Origin of the sequence: Brevibacterium album DSM 18261, assembly GCF_000426445.1 — a bacterium.
GTDB lineage: Bacteria > Actinomycetota > Actinomycetes > Actinomycetales > Brevibacteriaceae > Brevibacterium > Brevibacterium album.
On record NZ_KE384526.1, the window covers coordinates 789,337 to 805,227 of the forward strand.

The following is a 15,891-nucleotide window of genomic DNA, read 5'->3' on the forward strand; positions in this document are numbered from 1 at the left end:
GTCAGGCGCCGCCCAGACCCAGCGCGCCCGTGATGACCCCGGTGATCATCTCCCGGAGCGGGTCGCTCTTGAGGACCACCACGAGCAGCGCGGCGAACCCGCATGCCGCGAGTGTCGTGATCGCGTATTCAGCTGTGGTGGCTCCTGTGTCATCGGCCAGGCACTCCCGCACGCTCGCCGGTGACACCACCGCACGCCCGTGGTCTGCGGTAGGCCCGGCGGGAGTCTCAGCCTCGACCCTCCCATTCGTCCTGTCCTCGATCTCCATCGCTCTTCCCTCCCCACCGCGGGCCGGCCGCCCGCCGTGCATTCGGTCATCGGCCCCGTTCGGCGCCGTGCCATCGAGACTGGGGCGAGCGAGAGCGAGAGGGAAGACCCCTCCTCGATCTGTGGACGGCGTTCCAGCGGTCCACAGCCGGAGGTGCGCAGAGCCGGAGGCGATGAGCCCCCGCCTGTGACCTCAGCCCAGCGCCGGCAGGAGATCGCCCACGAGGGTGAGCAGCACCGGCACCACGCCCAGCAGGATGAAGGCAGGCAGCACGCACACCCCGAGGGGCAGCACGAGGACCACCCCCAGACGTGCCGCGGCGATCTGACGCCTCCTGTGCTCACTCGCGCGCAGCTCGGAGGCATGCGCGCCGAGCAGAGGCGCAAGTGCCGCTCCGGTCCGCGAGGAGAAGCGGATGAGCGTGAGGACGCCCTCCAGCTCGGGCCGCAGACCCCTCGGCGCCTCGCTCCCCAGACGCAGGGCGCGTGCGACGGTGCCCAGACCCGATCTGTCCTCGGACGCCTCGGCGGCGTGCGCGAGCGCACCGTCGACGGGGAGGCCGGCCAGCAGGCAGATGGCGACGAGGTCCAGGTCGAAGGCGAGCGCATCGAGACTTCTGCCCGTTCCGCTCGTCGCCCCGCTGGGATCCGCTCCTGACCCGCTCGGGACCTTCCCCGGTGTGCGCGACTGCCGCGTCCCGCCCCTCGGGCCGATCCCTGCGGTCCTGCTCGGCCCGCCGGCCCCGGCAGCTCCGCCGGATGCACCGGCCTCACCCGCGGCAGACGGTTCAGCGGCCTCACCCGAGAGCAGGCTCCGCAGGCGCCGCGCAGGCGACCTCCCGGCCACCAGGCGCAGACCCGCTCCCGCGCAGATCGCCGCGCACAGCAGCACGAGCGCTGCGCCGCTCACTGCGCCCTCCGCAGCAGTGCCGTCATCCAGAGCCGGCCCGCGACCAGCAGCGTCCCACCGCTGAGCAGCGAGGCCAGGCCGAGGCCGGAGGACAGCAGCGCGAGGGGGTCCGCGCCGATCAGCAGCGCCAGTCCGAGCCCCGCGGCCGGAAGCCAGGTGAGCACTGTGACAGTGGCTCGCGGTCCGGCGAGGGAGACCGCCCTCTCGCGTTCGGCGTCCGCGATCTCCCTCCTGCTCGCCGCGAAGCGCTCGAGCATGTCCGCGGCCGGAGCGCCTGCGGTCTCCGACACGAACCACACCGCGCCCATACCCGTGAGCACCTCAGCCACGGGCGGCGGCAGGGTGCGCGCGTGCCGTGCGATCGCGGTCCGCGGGTCATCTCCCAGGCTCAGCGAACGAGCTGCTCGCAGCAGCATCTGCGCGATCTCCGGATCGCTGAGCTCGGCGAGCTGCGCCAGCGCCTCGGCGGGCGGCAGGCCGATGCGCAGGAGCTCGGCGGCGCGGTCGATGACCGTGATGGCACGCGCGGGGTCATCGGGGCCGGTGAGGTGGGCCGGCAGACGCAGCTCCCCCGCCTCGCGACCGGCAGGGGCGAAGACATCCGCGCTCGTCCCGGCCGATGCGCTTCTGCCCGCAGCGCCCCGACCCCTCTCTGATCCGCCCGCATCCTCCGCTGTCGGAGCAGCACCGCCTTCGCCTCGCGGCAGGATCCGACGCAGCCGCGCCCGCGGCCCACCCGCGGCCGTCAGCAGCAGCCCCGCGCACACCAGCGCACAGATCAGCGCCAGGGCCGCGGCACTCATGACCTCTCCTTCGCCGCGAAGGTCCTCTGCAGCCGGGCCACGCCCTCGGCGACGAAGCCGCCCTCCCTGCTCCACACCGGCTCCGTGCGCACCGTCCCCTCCACGACGGACGGGACCGCCACCTCGGCGATGCCCCTGGCCTCCCGCATCGCGCCCGCTCCGGTCTCTCCTCCGGCGGAGCGCTCCCTCCCGGCGGAGGCTCGCGGCCGCGCCGCTCCCGCGACTCGCACCGCTCCCCCGGTCTCCGCATCGCCCCGGCGCAGGTGGATGAGCAGGTCGAGCGCCGTCGCGGCCTGGGCGTGGACGGCGGCCGGAGTCATCCCGGCGAGCGCGCCCAGTGCCTCCAGCCGTGCCGGCACCGCCGCGCACGTGTTCGCATGGAGGGTTCCGCAGCCGCCCTCGTGCCCGGTGTTGAGGGCGGTGAGCATATCGCGCACCTCGGCCCCGCGGACCTCGCCGACCACGAGGCGGTCCGGGCGCATCCGCAGGGCATTCTTCACGAGCGTGCTCATCGGCACCTCCCCGCTGCCCTCGACGTTCGCCTGCCGCGCGGCCAGCTGCACCACGTGCGGGTGCGTGATCACGAGTTCGCGCGCATCCTCGACGACGAGGAGGCGCTGGCTGCGGTCCGCGGCGGAGAGCATGGCGCCGAGCAGCGCCGTCTTCCCCGAACCGGTCCCGCCGGACACGAGGAAGTTCGCCCTCCGCGCGAGCGTCTCCTCGAGCAGGGACGCAAGCGGTCCGGGCACGAACCCGTCCTCCCGCAGCTCGTCGAGGGTGAAGCCCCTGGCCCGCGGGATGCGGAAGCTCATGACGGTGCATTCCCCGGACAGCGGCGGGATCACGGCGTTGAGCCGGGTTCCGTCCGGCAGGCGGACGTCGACGAGCGGTGCGGAGTCGTCGAGCCTCCGCCCGCCCGAGGCCGACAGGCGCACCGCGAGCGCGCGCACATCCGCCTCCGCGCCGAGGCTCAGCGGCACCTGCTCCAGACCTCCGCCGAAATCGGCCCACACCTCGTGCGGTCCGTTGACGAACACATCCGTGACCCCGGGCCGGTCGAGGAGCGGCTGCAGCGGGCCCGCGCCGGACAGCTGCGCCGTGAGCCGGCCGACGAGATCCAGCATCGCCGTCGATCCCAGCACCCTCCCTGTCCGGCGCACCGCCTGGGCGACGGCCGCATCGGTGACCGGTCCGGGGTGCTCGAGGAGGTCCTCCCGGACCTGGGTGACGAGCGCGGGGTCGAGCCATTCGCGCACCTCGCCGCCGGTCACAGCTCTCCCACCTCCTCGAACGCCCGGGAGGCGCCGCGCGAACGGCCCGATTCACCGGGGAACCATCCGCTCAGGAGCTCACCGGCCACCGCGCTCAGGCTCGAGCGCCGGGGTCCGAGAAGGCCCTCACCTCTGTCGGCCCGTGCGGCCAGGCCCCGGTCCTCGCGCATCTCGGCCAGGAGGCGCACCCCGATGGCCGAGGCGATGTCCCCGGCCGCTATCCCTCCCCGCTCCGGGGCCCTCACCACGATGCCGGTCCCGGCATGCACACCGCGCAGACGTGCGGCGACGCGAGCGGCCCCCACGGCCGCACGCACCCTGCCGGGCACCACGAGCACCAGATGGTGGCAGGCCCGCGCACTGTCGAGGGCCGAATGTCTCGGCAGGTCGACGACGACGAAGTCGAATGCCTGCTGGGCGGCGGCGAGGACGCTGTCGAAGACATCCGCGGAGTGCTCGGCGGCCGTCGTGCGGTCCCAGGAGAGGAGGGAGACGCCCTCCGCCTGCGGCAGCGCGTGCACGAGCGTGGAGGGCCGCAGCCGGCCCTTCGACTCCGCGAGATCCGGCCAGCGCAGGCCCGAGGCGGATTCCGCCCCCAGCAGCAGGTCGATGCCGCCGCCCAGAGGGTCGGCGTCGACGAGCACCGTGCGCAGGCCCTCCCGGCTCCCGCGCATCGCCAGCGCCGCGGCCAGGACCGAGGCACCGGCCCCGCCGCAGCCGGGAACCACCCCGACGGTGGTGCCCGGTGCGACCGGCGGCTCCACTGCGGCGATCATCCGCTGCGAGAGCCACTCGGCGGCCTCCGGCAGAACTGCGACGTGTTCGGCGCCCACGCGTGCTGCGGCGGTCCATGCGTCCGCCGCGGAGGTGCCGATCAGCGCGGTGGGGGCGGTGATCCCCGCGGGCGGCAGGACGATGTCCTCGCCGAGCAGCACGAGGACAGCATCCTGCCAGCCGCCGCCGCTGGGTGCGAGGACGTCGAGCCTGATGCCCGCGCCGTCTGCGAGCGCGGCGCACTGCTCCATGAGGCTGGGCAGCTGGGAGATGAGCGCGATGCGTGACATGGCCCCCACACTGCGCGGTGCACGCCCCGTGGTGAAGGGAGGAGACCGGGGCTGTGAACGCCGCGCGGGCGAACCACCGCGAATGTGACGCACAGTGAGCGCTCACGTTGGCATGCCTGTGACATTCAGTCAGCGCACCATGCGCGCGGCACGCGGAGCGGCGATCTGCCCGCGAAGACGACTCCGCCCCGGCCGATGAGCTCATCGGCCGGGGCGGAACGGGTGCGGCGCCGGGGCCGCGGCGGCCTCAGCCTCGCGTGATGCCCTCCACGCTGTTGAGGTAGCCCTCGCGGCCGTGGGCGTCGCGGACCTTGAAGAAGGTGCCGTGATCCTCCAGCGCGAGGAACCACTCTCCCGGAGTCACCGTGAAGACCTCGAGGCCCGTCACGGCGTCGACGGCCGGACGGGGCTCCGGAACGGCGAACCAGAACATCTGCGTGGACGGTGCCTGCGGTTCGGCCTGCTGCGCGTACGAGACCTGAGCCGCGTTCTGTCCGTGTGCATCATGGCCGGATCCCGCGTGGCCCTGAGCCGCTGCGTCACCGTAGCCCTGTGCCTGCAGGGGGTTGAAGGCCTGCGTGGGCTCGCCCGAGACATCGGCCGCCTCGGCGACCGGTGCACCGGCCGCCTGCGTCGCATCCGGGTCGGAGCCGCCCGCGACGGCCGCGCGATCAGAGTCCTGAACGGCCTCGGCGGCGTGATCGTGCTCCCCCGCCTTGAACCACTGCGTCGGCTCGTCCGGCGAATCGCCGGCCGGTTCCGCGCCGCGGACGCGGGTGCCTCCCGCAGAGGCCGGAGTCTCCTCCGCAGCGACCGTCGACTCACCCACAGCAGCCCCGGCCGCCTCCTGCTCGACGGGTGCCTCGCCCGACGCGGTCGCGGGATTGGCGAGTTCAGGCTCCTCTGCGGCGGCCCCCTCCGGCGTATAGCCGAAGACCGGGGCCGAGGCGGCCTCGTCCGTGCCCTGTGCGGAGCCGGACAGCGCATCCGGTACGGGGGTCCCGCTCTGCTGGACGTTCTCGGAATGCGATGCGCCCTCGGAGGCCTGTGCGCCCACGGCATCCGGAGCGGTCTCGTGGAGCGGGGCCGGATCGCCGAACGCGCCCGCGGCGAAGGCCTGTGTGGGCTCGCTCTGCGAGTGCTGCGGCGCCTGCCCGGACTGAGCGCCCAGGTAGGTCTGGCCGTCGGCCGTGCTCGTGGTCTCGGCCGGGGCCCCGACCGGGCTGCTGCTCTCCGCCTCGCCGCCGGTCGCGGCGACGTTCGCCTCCGGTGCGAAGCCGCTCGCTTCCGGGGTGCCGTCCTGGGCCTGGAAGCCATGAGCGGTGCCCGGCTCCGAACCGTACTGCTGGGACTGGGAGGCATAGGTCTGCCCCTGCGAGCCGTAGGCCGGTGCCGCGCCGTAGGCGTATTCGGCCCCCGCCGTGTGCGCGCCCGAGGCCTCTGCCCCGTACGCCTCCGGCTGCGAACCGTACTGCTCCGGCTGCGAACCGTACGCGGGCGCACTGCCGTAGGCGCCGGAATCCGTCGCCTGAGAGACATCGCCCTGGGCACCGAACTGCTGCGGCTGGGAGCCGTACTGCTGCCCCTGCGAACCGTAGGCCTGACCCTGGGAGCCGTACTGCTGCGGCTGGGAACCGTACTGCTGCGGCTGGGAACCGTATTGCTGGGGCTGGGAGCCGTATTGCTGGGGCTGGGAGCCGTAGGCCTGCGGCTGCGAACCATAGGCCTGGCCCTGGGAGCCGTACGCTGCTGCACCCGCCGCAGCGGCACCCGCTCCCGCAGCGGCGCCGACACCCGCAGCACCCGCGAGGCCGGTGCCTGCCGCACCGGATGCCCGGGAGGCCGGGCGGGCCTTCGCATGGGCTGTGGTCTCAGGCCTCGCGGCGAACTCGGCGGCCATGAAGGGGAGGAAGGTGAAGACCCCGAAGAAGAAGGCGATGAGCGAGCCGAAGAACGCGAAGTACGCGCCCGCATGGAAGACCTGCGCCGTGGTGAGGATGTGCACCAGGTTCGCCGCGAACGAGACCGAGGTGAGCACGGAGATGACCTGATCGACGCTCAGCGACCCGATCCTCGCGGGGAAGCCCGTGACCACCTTCTGGAGCAGGGCGAGCACTCCTGCGATGAGAAGCGGCAGGACGCCGAGGAACAGCAGTCCCACGTGGGTGAAGGTCCAGTGCCAGATCCAGCTGCCGCCGGGCGAGAAGCCGGAGAACGAGTAGCCGTAGAACGGCACGGCCATCGCCACGAGGGCGAACAGCGCCGAGACGAGGAGTGCGAGGTCGCGGATGCTCAGCGGACCCGCGACGGCACCGGGCAGCTTGGGCTTGGAGGGCGCGGCGCCGTAGCCCTGCTGCCCCTGCGCATATGCCTGCTGCGCATACGCCTGCTGGGCGTGGGCCTGCTGCTCGTATCCCTGAGGCGCGTAGGCCTGCGGGTCATAGCCCTGCTGGGCATACGCCTGCTGCGGCTGCGAGCCGTACGCCGGCTGCGGGTAACCTGCCTGGCCGGGGATCCCGGACTGCGCAGCCGCAGTCTGCGCACCGTAGGGATCCACCCCATAGGCGCCCTGGTCACCGGCGGCGTAGCCGTGGTCAGCCGGCTGGCCGTAGCCGCCGCCCTGACCGTAGTCAGTGCCCTGACCGTAGTCGGCACCCTGGCCATAGCTTCCCGGCTGCGCACCATAGCCCTGCTCGCCCTGACCCGGCTGCGCACCGTAGCCGGGCTGCGAGCCGTACTCGGGCAGCGCACCGTAGCCGGCCCCGGTCCCGTACTGCTGTCCGCCCTGCTGGTCGCCGTAGACCGGCTGCGAACCGTACTGCGGCGCCTGCGGGCTGAGGCCCTGCCCGCCGAGATCCTGCCCGCCGGGGCCCTGCTGGCCGAGATCCTGCTGATCCTGCTGCCCGGAGGCGCCGTCCTGCCCCCACTGCTGGGGGCCCGAGCCGTGCTGGGGCTGGTTGGGCATGCTCATCGGTACTCCTTATTCCCCTGCCGATTTCGCAGGTGGTCTGCACGGTCGTCGCCCTTGTGCTCGTCCCATCATTGCACCTGTGCACCGGTCCGGTGCGTTCGTCACCGACCACTTCTTACGCAAATGTCAGCTGAGAGCCTCGCGCGCTCACCGACAGCCGACACGGACAGGTGGCTTGGCTCACTCGGTCAGGTAGTGTTTCTCGCGCAGACGGAAAAGTCTTCGTGCAGCCCCTCACAGACGCTGCGCGGACGCTCCATCGATGTAGCCGGAGGATTGATTCATGACTGAGACGCAGGAGACCTTCCCCCCTCCCCCGGAGTTCGCCGCCGCGGCGAACGTGCAGGCCGACGAGTACGCACGCGCCCGCGAGGATCGGCTGGGGTTCTGGGCGGAGAAGGCGCGCACGCTCCTCGAATGGGAGACGCCCTTCACGGAGACCCTCGACTGGTCGAATCCGCCGTTCGCCCGCTGGTTCGCAGACGGGAAGCTCAATGTGGCCCGCAACTGCCTCGACCGACACGTGGAGGCGGGCAACGGCGACCGCGTCGCCATCCACTTCGAGGGCGAGCCCGGTGACATCCGCACGCTCACCTACGCGCAGCTCACGGAGGAGGTGAAGAGGGCCGCGAACATGCTCGCGGACCTCGGGGTGAAGAAGGGCGACCGCGTCGCCGTCTACCTCCCGATGATCCCCGAGGCGACCATCGCCATGCTCGCCTGCGCCCGCCTCGGCGCGGCCCACTCCGTGGTCTTCGGCGGCTTCTCCGCCGATGCCCTCAGGTCCCGCATCAACGACGCCGAGGCCCGCGTCGTCATCACCGCCGACGGCGGCTACCGGCGGGGCAGGCCCTCCGGCCTCAAGCCCGCGGTGGACGAGGCGCTGGCCGGCGGCGACACACCGGTCGAGCACGTCGTGGTCGTCGAGCGCACGGGCCAGGACGTCGCATGGACGGAGGGCCGCGACAAGAAGTGGGGCGAGCTGCTGGCCGCCGCCTCCCCCGAGCACGAGGCCGAGGCCTTCGAGGCGGAGAACCCCCTCTTCATCCTCTACACCTCGGGCACCACGGGCAGCCCCAAGGGCATCCTGCACACCTCGGGCGGCTACCTCACGCAGGCGACCTACTCCATGTTCGCGAGCTTCGACCTCAAGCCGGAGACGGACGTGTTCTGGTGCACCGCCGACGTGGGCTGGGTGACGGGTCACACCTATGTCACCTACGGCCCGCTCTCCGCCGGCGCCACCCAGGTGATGTACGAGGGCACACCGGACACCCCGGACAAGGGCCGCTGGTGGTCCGTCGTCCAGAAGTACGGCGTCACCACCCTCTACACCGCACCGACCGCCATCCGCACCTGCATGAAGTGGGGCGAGGACATCCCCGCGCAGTACGACCTCTCCTCCCTGCGCCTGCTCGGCAGCGTGGGCGAGCCCATCAACCCCGAGGCCTGGCTGTGGTACCGCCGGGTGATCGGCGGGGACCGCTGCCCCATCGTGGACACGTGGTGGCAGACGGAGACCGGTGCGCACATGATCGTGCCGATGCCGGGCGTGGTGGACACGAAGCCGGGCTCCTCCCAGCGTGCGATCCCCGGCATCGAGGTCAAGGTCGTCGACGACGAGGGCGCCGAGCTGGAAGGCGGCGAACCGGGCCTGCTCGTCATCACGGAGCCGTGGCCGGCCATGCTCCGCGGCGTCTACGGCGATCCGCAGCGCTTCCGGGACACCTACTGGTCTCGCTTCGAGAACACCTACTTCGCCGGTGACGGCGCCCGCCGCGACGAGGACGGCGACATCTGGTTCCTCGGCCGCGTGGACGACGTCATGAACGTCTCCGGCCACCGCCTGTCCACCGCGGAGATCGAGTCCTCCCTCGTCGCCCATGACGCCGTCGCCGAGGCGGCCGTCGTCGGAGCGGCGGACGAGACCTCGGGCCAGTCCGTCATCGCCTTCGTCATCCTCCGCGCCGATGCCGAGGCCGGGGAGGACATCGCGGAGGAGCTGCGCCGGCACGTGGGCTCGGACATCGGGCCGATCGCCAAGCCCAAGCGGGTCCACGTGGTCGACGAACTGCCGAAGACGCGCTCGGGCAAGATCATGCGCCGCCTGCTCAAGGACGTCGCGGAGCACCGCGCGGTGGGCGATTCCTCGACGCTGGCGGACTCCTCCGTCATGGACATCATCTCCCAGCAGGTGGAATCATCCTCCGCGGACGACTGAGACGACTGGGACGCCCGAGACGCCTGCGGCGGAGCCCGCGCCGCTGTCACCGATCGGCTCCGCACCGCTCTCCCCGGCACACGGGGCAGGGCGGTGCGGAACAGGTCGGGGCGAGCCCGGGCAGACGTCCGAGGCCGGGCGCACGGGCGCGGTGCACGTGCGCTCAGCAGGCAGTAAGGTGGACGCAGTTGCACAACGTCACCGGCAAGCACGAAGGAGCCGTCAATGGCTGAGAGGTCTATCTCCAAACTGATCGAGGACATCGGTGCGGATTCGCGTGCGCTCGCTCAGGAGGAGACCGCACTCGCCAAGTCCGAGGCGACCGAGGGTGCCAAGAACCTCGGCATCGGGGCAGGCCTGGCGATCGGTGCGCTGTTCTTCCTGTTCCTCTCCTCATTCATGGTCATGTTCACGCTGGCCGCGGCCTTCCACGAGGGCCTGGGCTGGGCATGGTGGCTGAGCTTCCTCGTGGTCTTCGCGATCCTCGTGGTGCTGGCGCTGATCCTCGTGGCGATCGCGATCCCGCTGTTCAAGAAGGGCAATCCGGTGCCCTCGCAGGCGATCCGGAGCGGTCAGTCCGCGGTCGCCGCGCTCAAGCGCGCACTGTCCAATCCGGGCGGCCCCCGCTACTGAGGCCCCCTCCGGCCGCCATTCCGGGCCGCGAGAGCTCACCCCGCCGCATCTTCCGCGCCGGCCGCGTGAGCTCTCGCGGCCCGTTCGTCTGCGCATCCCGTTCCGCCCCCGAGCCTGCAGGCCGTCGCTCCGCACAGGCACACCGCCCGCTCCCTCCGCTTCCCCTGCCGTTCACCCGGCGGTCGCATCTCCGTCCCCCTTCCCTGAAACGGTGTGAGCGTCGCAGTCAGCACGCAGCCGTCGGAAAGGACGCCATGCCCCGCTTCGAGCTCCTCCCCATGTTCCACCGCACGAAGGGCAAGCGCAGCCCCGTCACCTGCGCCCTCAAATGCGGGAACGCCTGCGCCCGCGGCGTGTGCAACACCAGCGACAACGGGTACTTCCGCGACATCGCCTCGAAGGCGATGTCGCGCCGGGCGATGCTGGGGCTGACCGGCGCGGGCGCCCTCGCCGTCGCGGTGGCGGCCTGCACCCCGGCTGAGCAGACCCCGGCCGTGAGCGATCCCGGCACCTTCGGTCAGAACGGCATGAAGCTCGACTTCGAGCCCATCGACCCCGTCGATGCCGCAGTCGACGCCTTCATCGTCCCCGCGGGCTTCACCTGGGTGCCGATCCTGCGCTGGGGCGACGGCCTCTTCCCCGACTCCCCCGCCTTCGATCCGGCCGCGCAGACCCCCGAGGCGCAGGCGCGGCAGTTCGGCTACAACAACGACTACTCGGCCATCCAGATCGATCCGGACTCGGACGGGAACGCGGCGGTCCTGTTCGCCAACCACGAGTACGTCAACCCCGGCATCATGTTCCCGCCGGACATGGATCAGGCCGTCGCACGCGCAGTCGCGCGGCAGGCGCAGGGCCTCTCCGTCGTGGACCTCACCCGCGAGGGTCCCGAGCAGCCGTGGCAGGTGAACGTCGACGGCGCGCACAACCGCCGCTTCCTCATCGAGACCGAGTACGAGTTCACGGGCCCGGCCGCCGGCTCCTCCCTCCTGCAGACCAAGGATCACCCCAAGGGGGACAAGGCCCAGGGCACGCTGGGCAACTGCGCCGGCGGGCTCACCCCCTGGGGCACCCTGCTCTCCGGCGAGGAGAACTTCAACACTTACTTCGTCTCGGCTGCGGCCTCGGAGGCGGAGAAGCGCTACGGCATGCTCTCGGAGCCCACCGAGACCGGCTGGGAACAGGACCTCGAGCGCTTCGACACCCGCAACGAGGGCTATGAGAACGAAGCCAACCGCTTCGGCTGGATCGTCGAGGTCGACCCCTGGGACCCGGAGTCCACTCCGGTCAAGCACACGGCGATGGGCCGTTTCAAGCACGAGGGCGCCAATGTCATCGTCGCCGGCGACGGCCACGTGGTCGCCTACATGGGCGACGACGAGAAGTTCGACTACCTCTACAAGTTCGTCTCCAAGGGCACCTACCAGGAGGGCGACCGCGAGGCGAACAAGCAGCTGCTCACCGAGGGCGATCTCTACGTCGCGCAGTTCGCGGGCACCTCGGACGAGGAGATCGACGGCTCGGGCGCCCTCCCGGAGGACGGCGGATTCGACGGCACGGGCACGTGGGTGCCCCTCGTACAGGGCGGCAAGTCGCAGGTGTCAGGGTTCTCCGTCGAGGAGGTGCTCGTCAACACCCGGCTGGCCGCGGACGCCGCCGGCGCCACGAAGATGGACCGCTGCGAGGACGTCGAGCCCAGCCTCACCACCGGCAAGGTGTACGTGGCCTGCACCAACAACGACGAGCGCGGCGTGGGCGGCGGGGCAGGTCCCGACGAGGCCAATCCGCGCACCGAGAACCGGGACGGGCACGTCGTGGAGCTCACCGAGACGGGCGGGCAGACGGGCACGGAGTTCGGCTGGTCCCTGCTGCTGGTGTGCGGCGATCCGGCGAAGAACGACTCCGCGTACTTCAGCGGCTTCCCGGCGGACCAGGTCTCGCCCATCTCCTGCCCGGACAACATCGCCTTCGACTCCGCGGGCACGCTGTGGATCTCCACCGACGGGGCGCCCTCCTCCATCGGCTACAACGACGGCCTGTTCAAGGTGACCCTGGAGGGTGACGACCGCGGGAAGGTCGAGCAGTTCCTCTCCGTCCCGGTCGACGCGGAGACCTGCGGGCCGGTGATCCACGACCAGGACGGCAGCGTGTTCGTCTCGGTGCAGCACCCCGGAGAGGACGGCGAGTACACTGCGCAGCGCTCGGCCTTCCCCGACTACGTGGATGCCGACGGCGACGGGAGCTTCACCCTCCCGCGGCCCGCCGTGGTGCAGGTGCTCCGGGCCGAGCCCGGTGAGCAGGACGCCCGCCAGCGCGCGCTCGTGGGCGACGCCGAGGCCGGGGACAGACTGCGGACGGGCCTCGCCACCGCATAAGGCGGCCCTCCCCCTGGGATCATGCGGCTCCCGCCCATCGCGAAAGCTCAGGACGCACACGCAATTGCGTGCGGGTCCTGAGCTTTCGTGCACGTGTCCGCACGAGCGGACGGGCGCCGCCCGTCACCAGTCGATGTGGATGTACCTGTCGCGGTCCCACTCCCGGTCCCAGCCCAGCGAGCCCAGCGCCCAGTCGAGGAGCCCGGCGGTGAAGCCCCACGGCCGCATGACCCCCACGTCGAAGACCGGGGTGGTCCAGGGGCGGTCGGTCGGCGCGTACACACCGCGGTTCGCCGGCGCCACGAGATCGGCGACCGCCACCCGCTCCACGAGCGAGGACTCTCCCAGGTCGACGGCCTGCACGGGGGTCGGCGAGACCCACCAGCCCAACACGGGGGTGACCTCGTAGCGGCTGGCCGGGACGTAGAGCGCATCGAGCGTGCCGAGCACGTCCACGCCCTCCGGGTTCAGTCCGGTCTCCTCCTGCGCCTCGCGCAGTGCGGTGTGCACGGGCGACTCGTCGTCGGCATCCGCCCCGCCCCCGGGGAACGCGGGCTGTCCGGCGTGCTGGCGCAGCGTCGCGGCACGCTCGAGCAGCAGCACGTCGACCTCGGCCGCGCCCAGCTCCGCGAGCCGGTCCAGCTCGGCCGCGCCCGCCGCGGTGCGCGGGGCCGTTCCCCGGCCGAACAGCATGAGCACGGAGGCCGCACGCACATTCATCCCGGCCGGCGCCTGGCTGCGCCGCATCCACTCTCGCGGCGTGGCCGCTTCCAGCAGGCCTGCGAGAGCGGCGCGCACCGGATCGCCGAGGCCGGCCTCGGGTGTGGCCCCCTCCGTCTCCGGGATCGTCACTGCGCGCCCTCGGCGAGTTCGAACCGGAGGAGCCCGCGCGCCCTGTCCGGATCGAGCTCCCCGACGCCGAAGGAGGGGCACAGGGATGCGAGGGGGCAGGCTCCGCAGGCCGGCTTCCGGGCGTGGCAGATGCGGCGGCCGTGCCAGATGACCCGGTGGGAGAGCATCGTCCAGTCCCTGGCGGGGAACAGTTCTGCGACGTCGGCCTCGATGCGGACGGGGTCCTCGGAGGCGGTCCAGAGGAAGCGGCGGGCCAGCCGGGAGAAGTGGGTGTCGATCGTGAGCCCGGGGACGCCGAAGGCATTGCCGAGGACCACGTTCGCGGTCTTCCGGCCCACCCCCGGCAGCTTCACGAGCGCCGCGAGCTCGCCGGGCACCTCGCCGTCCCAGCGCTCCACGAGCTCCTGTGCGAGGCCGACGATGCTCTTGGCCTTGGCCCGGTAGAAGCCGGTGGGGCGGATGATCTCCTCGACGTCGCCGAGCTGCGCGGCGGCCAGGGAGTGCGCGTCCGGGTGCGCGCGGAACAGCGCGGGTGTCACCGAGTTCACGCGGATGTCGGTGGTCTGCGCCGAGAGGACCGTGGCGACGAGGAGCTCGAAGGCGTTGGTGAAATCGAGCTCCGCGTGCGCGTCCGGATAGGTCTCGGCGAGGATCCGGTTGATCTTCCGGGCCCGGCGCGTGCGCCCCAGCGGGGTCTCCTGCCGGAACCGGCGGGCGCTCTTCTCAGCAACTGACAGCACGCCGCAAGTCTATCGCCAGGCACCGGACGGGCCGGGACGGAGCAGGACGGAGGCCGAGGCGCGGGCGGTTCATTGCGCGTATTCGCAGGCCGAGTCTGGGCAGATGAGGCGTGCACCGGGTAGATTGACGGGTATACCCGCATCTGCTTATCAGGAGGAATCCCACGTGGATATCGAAGTCGTTCGCAAGGCCCCACTCTTCGCCGGGCTCGACGACGAGTCGACCAGCGCTCTGCTGAAGTTCATGAAGCCACGGAGCCTGCGCCGCGGCACCGTGCTCTTCCGCGAGGGCGATGACGGCGACGAGCTCTACATCGTCGCGACGGGCAAGGTGAAGATCGGGCGCGAGTCGTCCGATGGACGCGAGAACCTCCTCTCGGTGGCCGGCCCCACGGAGATCATCGGCGAGCTCACGCTCTTCGCCCCCGGCCCGCGCTCATCCACCGTCACGGCCATCTCCCAGACGGAGCTGCTGAGCCTCCGCCACGAGGACCTGCTCACGTGGCTCCAGGAGCGCCCGCAGGCCGCGATGAACCTCCTGCGCGCCCTGGCCCTGCGCCTGCGCAAGACCAATGACACCGTCGGCGACCTCGTGTTCCAGGACGTGCCCGGCCGCGTCGCGAAGGCGCTGCTGGATCTCGCCGACCGCTTCGGCAAGCCCGCGCCGGACGGCGTGCACGTCGCCCACGACCTCACGCAGGAGGAGCTCGCCCAGCTGGTGGGCGCTTCCCGCGAGACCGTCAACAAGGCGCTCGCGGACTTCGCGCAGCGCGGCTGGCTGCGCCTCGAGGCCCGCGCCGTGGTCCTGCTCGACGTCGACCGCCTGCGTCACCGCGCCGCCTGAGCACACCAGGCACGGGAGGCCCCGGCCTCATCGGCCCCTCGCCGCACATGCGGTCGAGGGGCCTTCGCACGCCCTTTCGGCAAGTGACGTCTGCGCAGCGGCCGTGTTGGACGGCCGGTGCGCAGACGTCACTTGTTCTTCTTCAGAGGCTCAGTCCGCGAGCGTGTCGATGTAGGCCAGCTGCGCACGCACGATCTGCAGGGCCGCCGGGCGCACACCTGCCGGGACGTCCGCGTAGACGACGTCCCGCACCTCCTCGGCGGTGCGGGCCCCGCCTGCGAGCACCTCGCGCACCTGGGCGATCCGCTCGTGCCGGTGCCGCAGGTACTGCGCGATGAGGTCGACGACGTCCTCGCGCTGCTCGCCGTGGGCGGGTGCGATCGCGGTGAGGCCGCCGTCCTCCGCAAGGGAGGCCAGCCGCTCGAGGCTCGCGAGGTAATCGCCCAGCGAACCGTCCGGGAACGAGACCATCGTCGTTCCGCGTCCGAGGATCGTGTCGCCGGAGAACAGCCGCGAACGGTGCACGAGGGAGATCGAGTCATCGGTGTGGCCCGGCGTCGTCACGATCTCGACCGCATCACCGGCGGCCGTGCCGAACTCGATCCGCTGTCCGTCCCGCAGCGGCTCCGCATACGAGGCGAAAGCGGGATCGACCGCGTGGACAGGGACGCCGGGGGCCCACTCCCCCGCGCTGCCCAGCATCTCCGAGTGGTCTGCGTGGCGGTGGGTGAGGACGATCCCCCGCAGCTGGGCCCCGCCGAGGGCCCGCAGCAGTGCATCCCTGTGGGAGGCCAGCTCCGGCCCCGGGTCGAGGAGGAGCGCGGAGGCTCCGTCCTCGGCCCGGAGCACGTAGCTGTTCGTGCCCTCCAGGGTCATGGGCGAGGGGTTGTCCGCGAGGACGAGCTCGACGCCGTCGTCCGCGAGAGCACGCGCGGTCATA

13 protein-coding genes are annotated in these 15,891 nt (G+C 71.8%); 4 read left to right on the forward strand and 9 right to left on the reverse strand.

Annotated elements, in window-relative coordinates:
- Nucleotide 1 precedes the first annotated feature (1 nt).
- The 6 genes from K318_RS22890 to K318_RS24015 form a co-directional block, all read right to left on the reverse strand.
- Entirely contained in the window at nucleotides 2-268 is a 267-nt protein-coding gene (locus K318_RS22890) for a DUF4244 domain-containing protein (protein WP_084500374.1), read from the reverse strand.
- Between the two features lie 192 nt (nucleotides 269-460).
- A complete protein-coding gene (locus K318_RS22895; protein ID WP_035282232.1) occupies nucleotides 461-1,177 on the reverse strand; it encodes a type II secretion system F family protein in 717 nt (238 codons plus the stop codon).
- Entirely contained in the window at nucleotides 1,174-1,980 is an 807-nt protein-coding gene (locus tag K318_RS24010) for a type II secretion system F family protein (protein WP_051298160.1), read from the reverse strand. Before K318_RS24010 ends, K318_RS22895 begins: the two co-directional genes overlap by 4 nt.
- On the reverse strand, nucleotides 1,977-3,251 hold the full coding sequence (locus K318_RS0117245) for a TadA family conjugal transfer-associated ATPase (RefSeq protein ID WP_029090406.1): 1,275 nt from the start codon (nucleotides 3,249-3,251) through the stop codon (nucleotides 1,977-1,979). Before K318_RS0117245 ends, K318_RS24010 begins: the two co-directional genes overlap by 4 nt.
- The gene (gene ssd, locus K318_RS22905; RefSeq protein WP_084500375.1) at nucleotides 3,248-4,315 is read right to left on the reverse strand and encodes a septum site-determining protein Ssd; all 1,068 of its coding nucleotides are present in this window, start codon (nucleotides 4,313-4,315) and stop codon (nucleotides 3,248-3,250) included. The genes K318_RS0117245 and ssd overlap by 4 nt, the downstream gene beginning before the upstream one ends.
- Before the next feature lie 247 nt (nucleotides 4,316-4,562).
- Nucleotides 4,563-7,286, reverse strand: a complete 2,724-nt coding sequence (locus K318_RS24015; protein ID WP_051298161.1) for a hypothetical protein — start codon at nucleotides 7,284-7,286, stop codon at nucleotides 4,563-4,565.
- A gap of 283 nt (nucleotides 7,287-7,569) precedes the next feature.
- On the opposite strand from K318_RS24015, the gene acs reads away from it, so the two are divergent.
- From acs to K318_RS22915, 3 genes are all read left to right on the forward strand, one after another.
- Entirely contained in the window at nucleotides 7,570-9,507 is a 1,938-nt protein-coding gene (gene acs, locus K318_RS0117260; protein WP_029090407.1) for an acetate--CoA ligase, read from the forward strand.
- Between the two features lie 225 nt (nucleotides 9,508-9,732).
- Complete coding sequence (locus tag K318_RS0117265; RefSeq protein ID WP_029090408.1) at nucleotides 9,733-10,140, forward strand: phage holin family protein; 408 nt, start codon at nucleotides 9,733-9,735, stop codon at nucleotides 10,138-10,140.
- Nucleotides 10,141-10,394: 254 nt separating this feature from the next.
- Complete coding sequence (locus K318_RS22915) at nucleotides 10,395-12,515, forward strand: PhoX family protein (RefSeq protein WP_035282234.1); 2,121 nt, start codon at nucleotides 10,395-10,397, stop codon at nucleotides 12,513-12,515.
- Nucleotides 12,516-12,638: 123 nt separating this feature from the next.
- Here K318_RS22915 and K318_RS0117275 read toward each other — a convergent pair whose 3' ends face one another.
- The gene (locus tag K318_RS0117275; protein WP_051298162.1) at nucleotides 12,639-13,367 is read right to left on the reverse strand and encodes an NUDIX hydrolase; all 729 of its coding nucleotides are present in this window, start codon (nucleotides 13,365-13,367) and stop codon (nucleotides 12,639-12,641) included.
- The gene (gene nth, locus K318_RS0117280) at nucleotides 13,364-14,104 is read right to left on the reverse strand and encodes an endonuclease III (RefSeq protein WP_425393466.1); all 741 of its coding nucleotides are present in this window, start codon (nucleotides 14,102-14,104) and stop codon (nucleotides 13,364-13,366) included. The genes K318_RS0117275 and nth overlap by 4 nt, the downstream gene beginning before the upstream one ends.
- A 169-nt stretch (nucleotides 14,105-14,273) precedes the next feature.
- Here nth and K318_RS0117285 point away from each other — a divergent pair, with 169 nt between their 5' ends.
- Nucleotides 14,274-14,951, forward strand: a complete 678-nt coding sequence (locus K318_RS0117285; RefSeq protein ID WP_029090411.1) for a Crp/Fnr family transcriptional regulator — start codon at nucleotides 14,274-14,276, stop codon at nucleotides 14,949-14,951.
- A gap of 150 nt (nucleotides 14,952-15,101) precedes the next feature.
- On the opposite strand, the gene K318_RS0117290 is transcribed toward K318_RS0117285, so the two are convergent.
- Nucleotides 15,102-15,890: an MBL fold metallo-hydrolase gene (locus K318_RS0117290; RefSeq protein ID WP_035282237.1), complete on the reverse strand. Its 789-nt coding sequence runs from the start codon at nucleotides 15,888-15,890 to the stop codon at nucleotides 15,102-15,104.
- Nucleotide 15,891 lies beyond the last annotated feature (1 nt).

Excerpts from the sequence above, each read along its gene's own strand:
- K318_RS24015 (WP_051298161.1), bottom strand. The coding sequence starts at position 7,286 with ATGAGCATGCCCAACCAGCCCCAGCACGGCTCGGGCCCCCAGCAGTGG.
- K318_RS24010 (WP_051298160.1), bottom strand. The coding sequence starts at position 1,980 with ATGAGTGCCGCGGCCCTGGCGCTGATCTGTGCGCTGGTGTGCGCGGGG.
- K318_RS0117265 (WP_029090408.1), top strand. The coding sequence starts at position 9,733 with ATGGCTGAGAGGTCTATCTCCAAACTGATCGAGGACATCGGTGCGGAT.
- K318_RS0117290 (WP_035282237.1), bottom strand. The coding sequence starts at position 15,890 with ATGACCGCGCGTGCTCTCGCGGACGACGGCGTCGAGCTCGTCCTCGCG.
- K318_RS22915 (WP_035282234.1), top strand. The coding sequence starts at position 10,395 with ATGCCCCGCTTCGAGCTCCTCCCCATGTTCCACCGCACGAAGGGCAAG.
- K318_RS22890 (WP_084500374.1), bottom strand. The coding sequence starts at position 268 with ATGGAGATCGAGGACAGGACGAATGGGAGGGTCGAGGCTGAGACTCCC.
- ssd (WP_084500375.1), bottom strand. The coding sequence starts at position 4,315 with ATGTCACGCATCGCGCTCATCTCCCAGCTGCCCAGCCTCATGGAGCAG.
- acs (WP_029090407.1), top strand. The coding sequence starts at position 7,570 with ATGACTGAGACGCAGGAGACCTTCCCCCCTCCCCCGGAGTTCGCCGCC.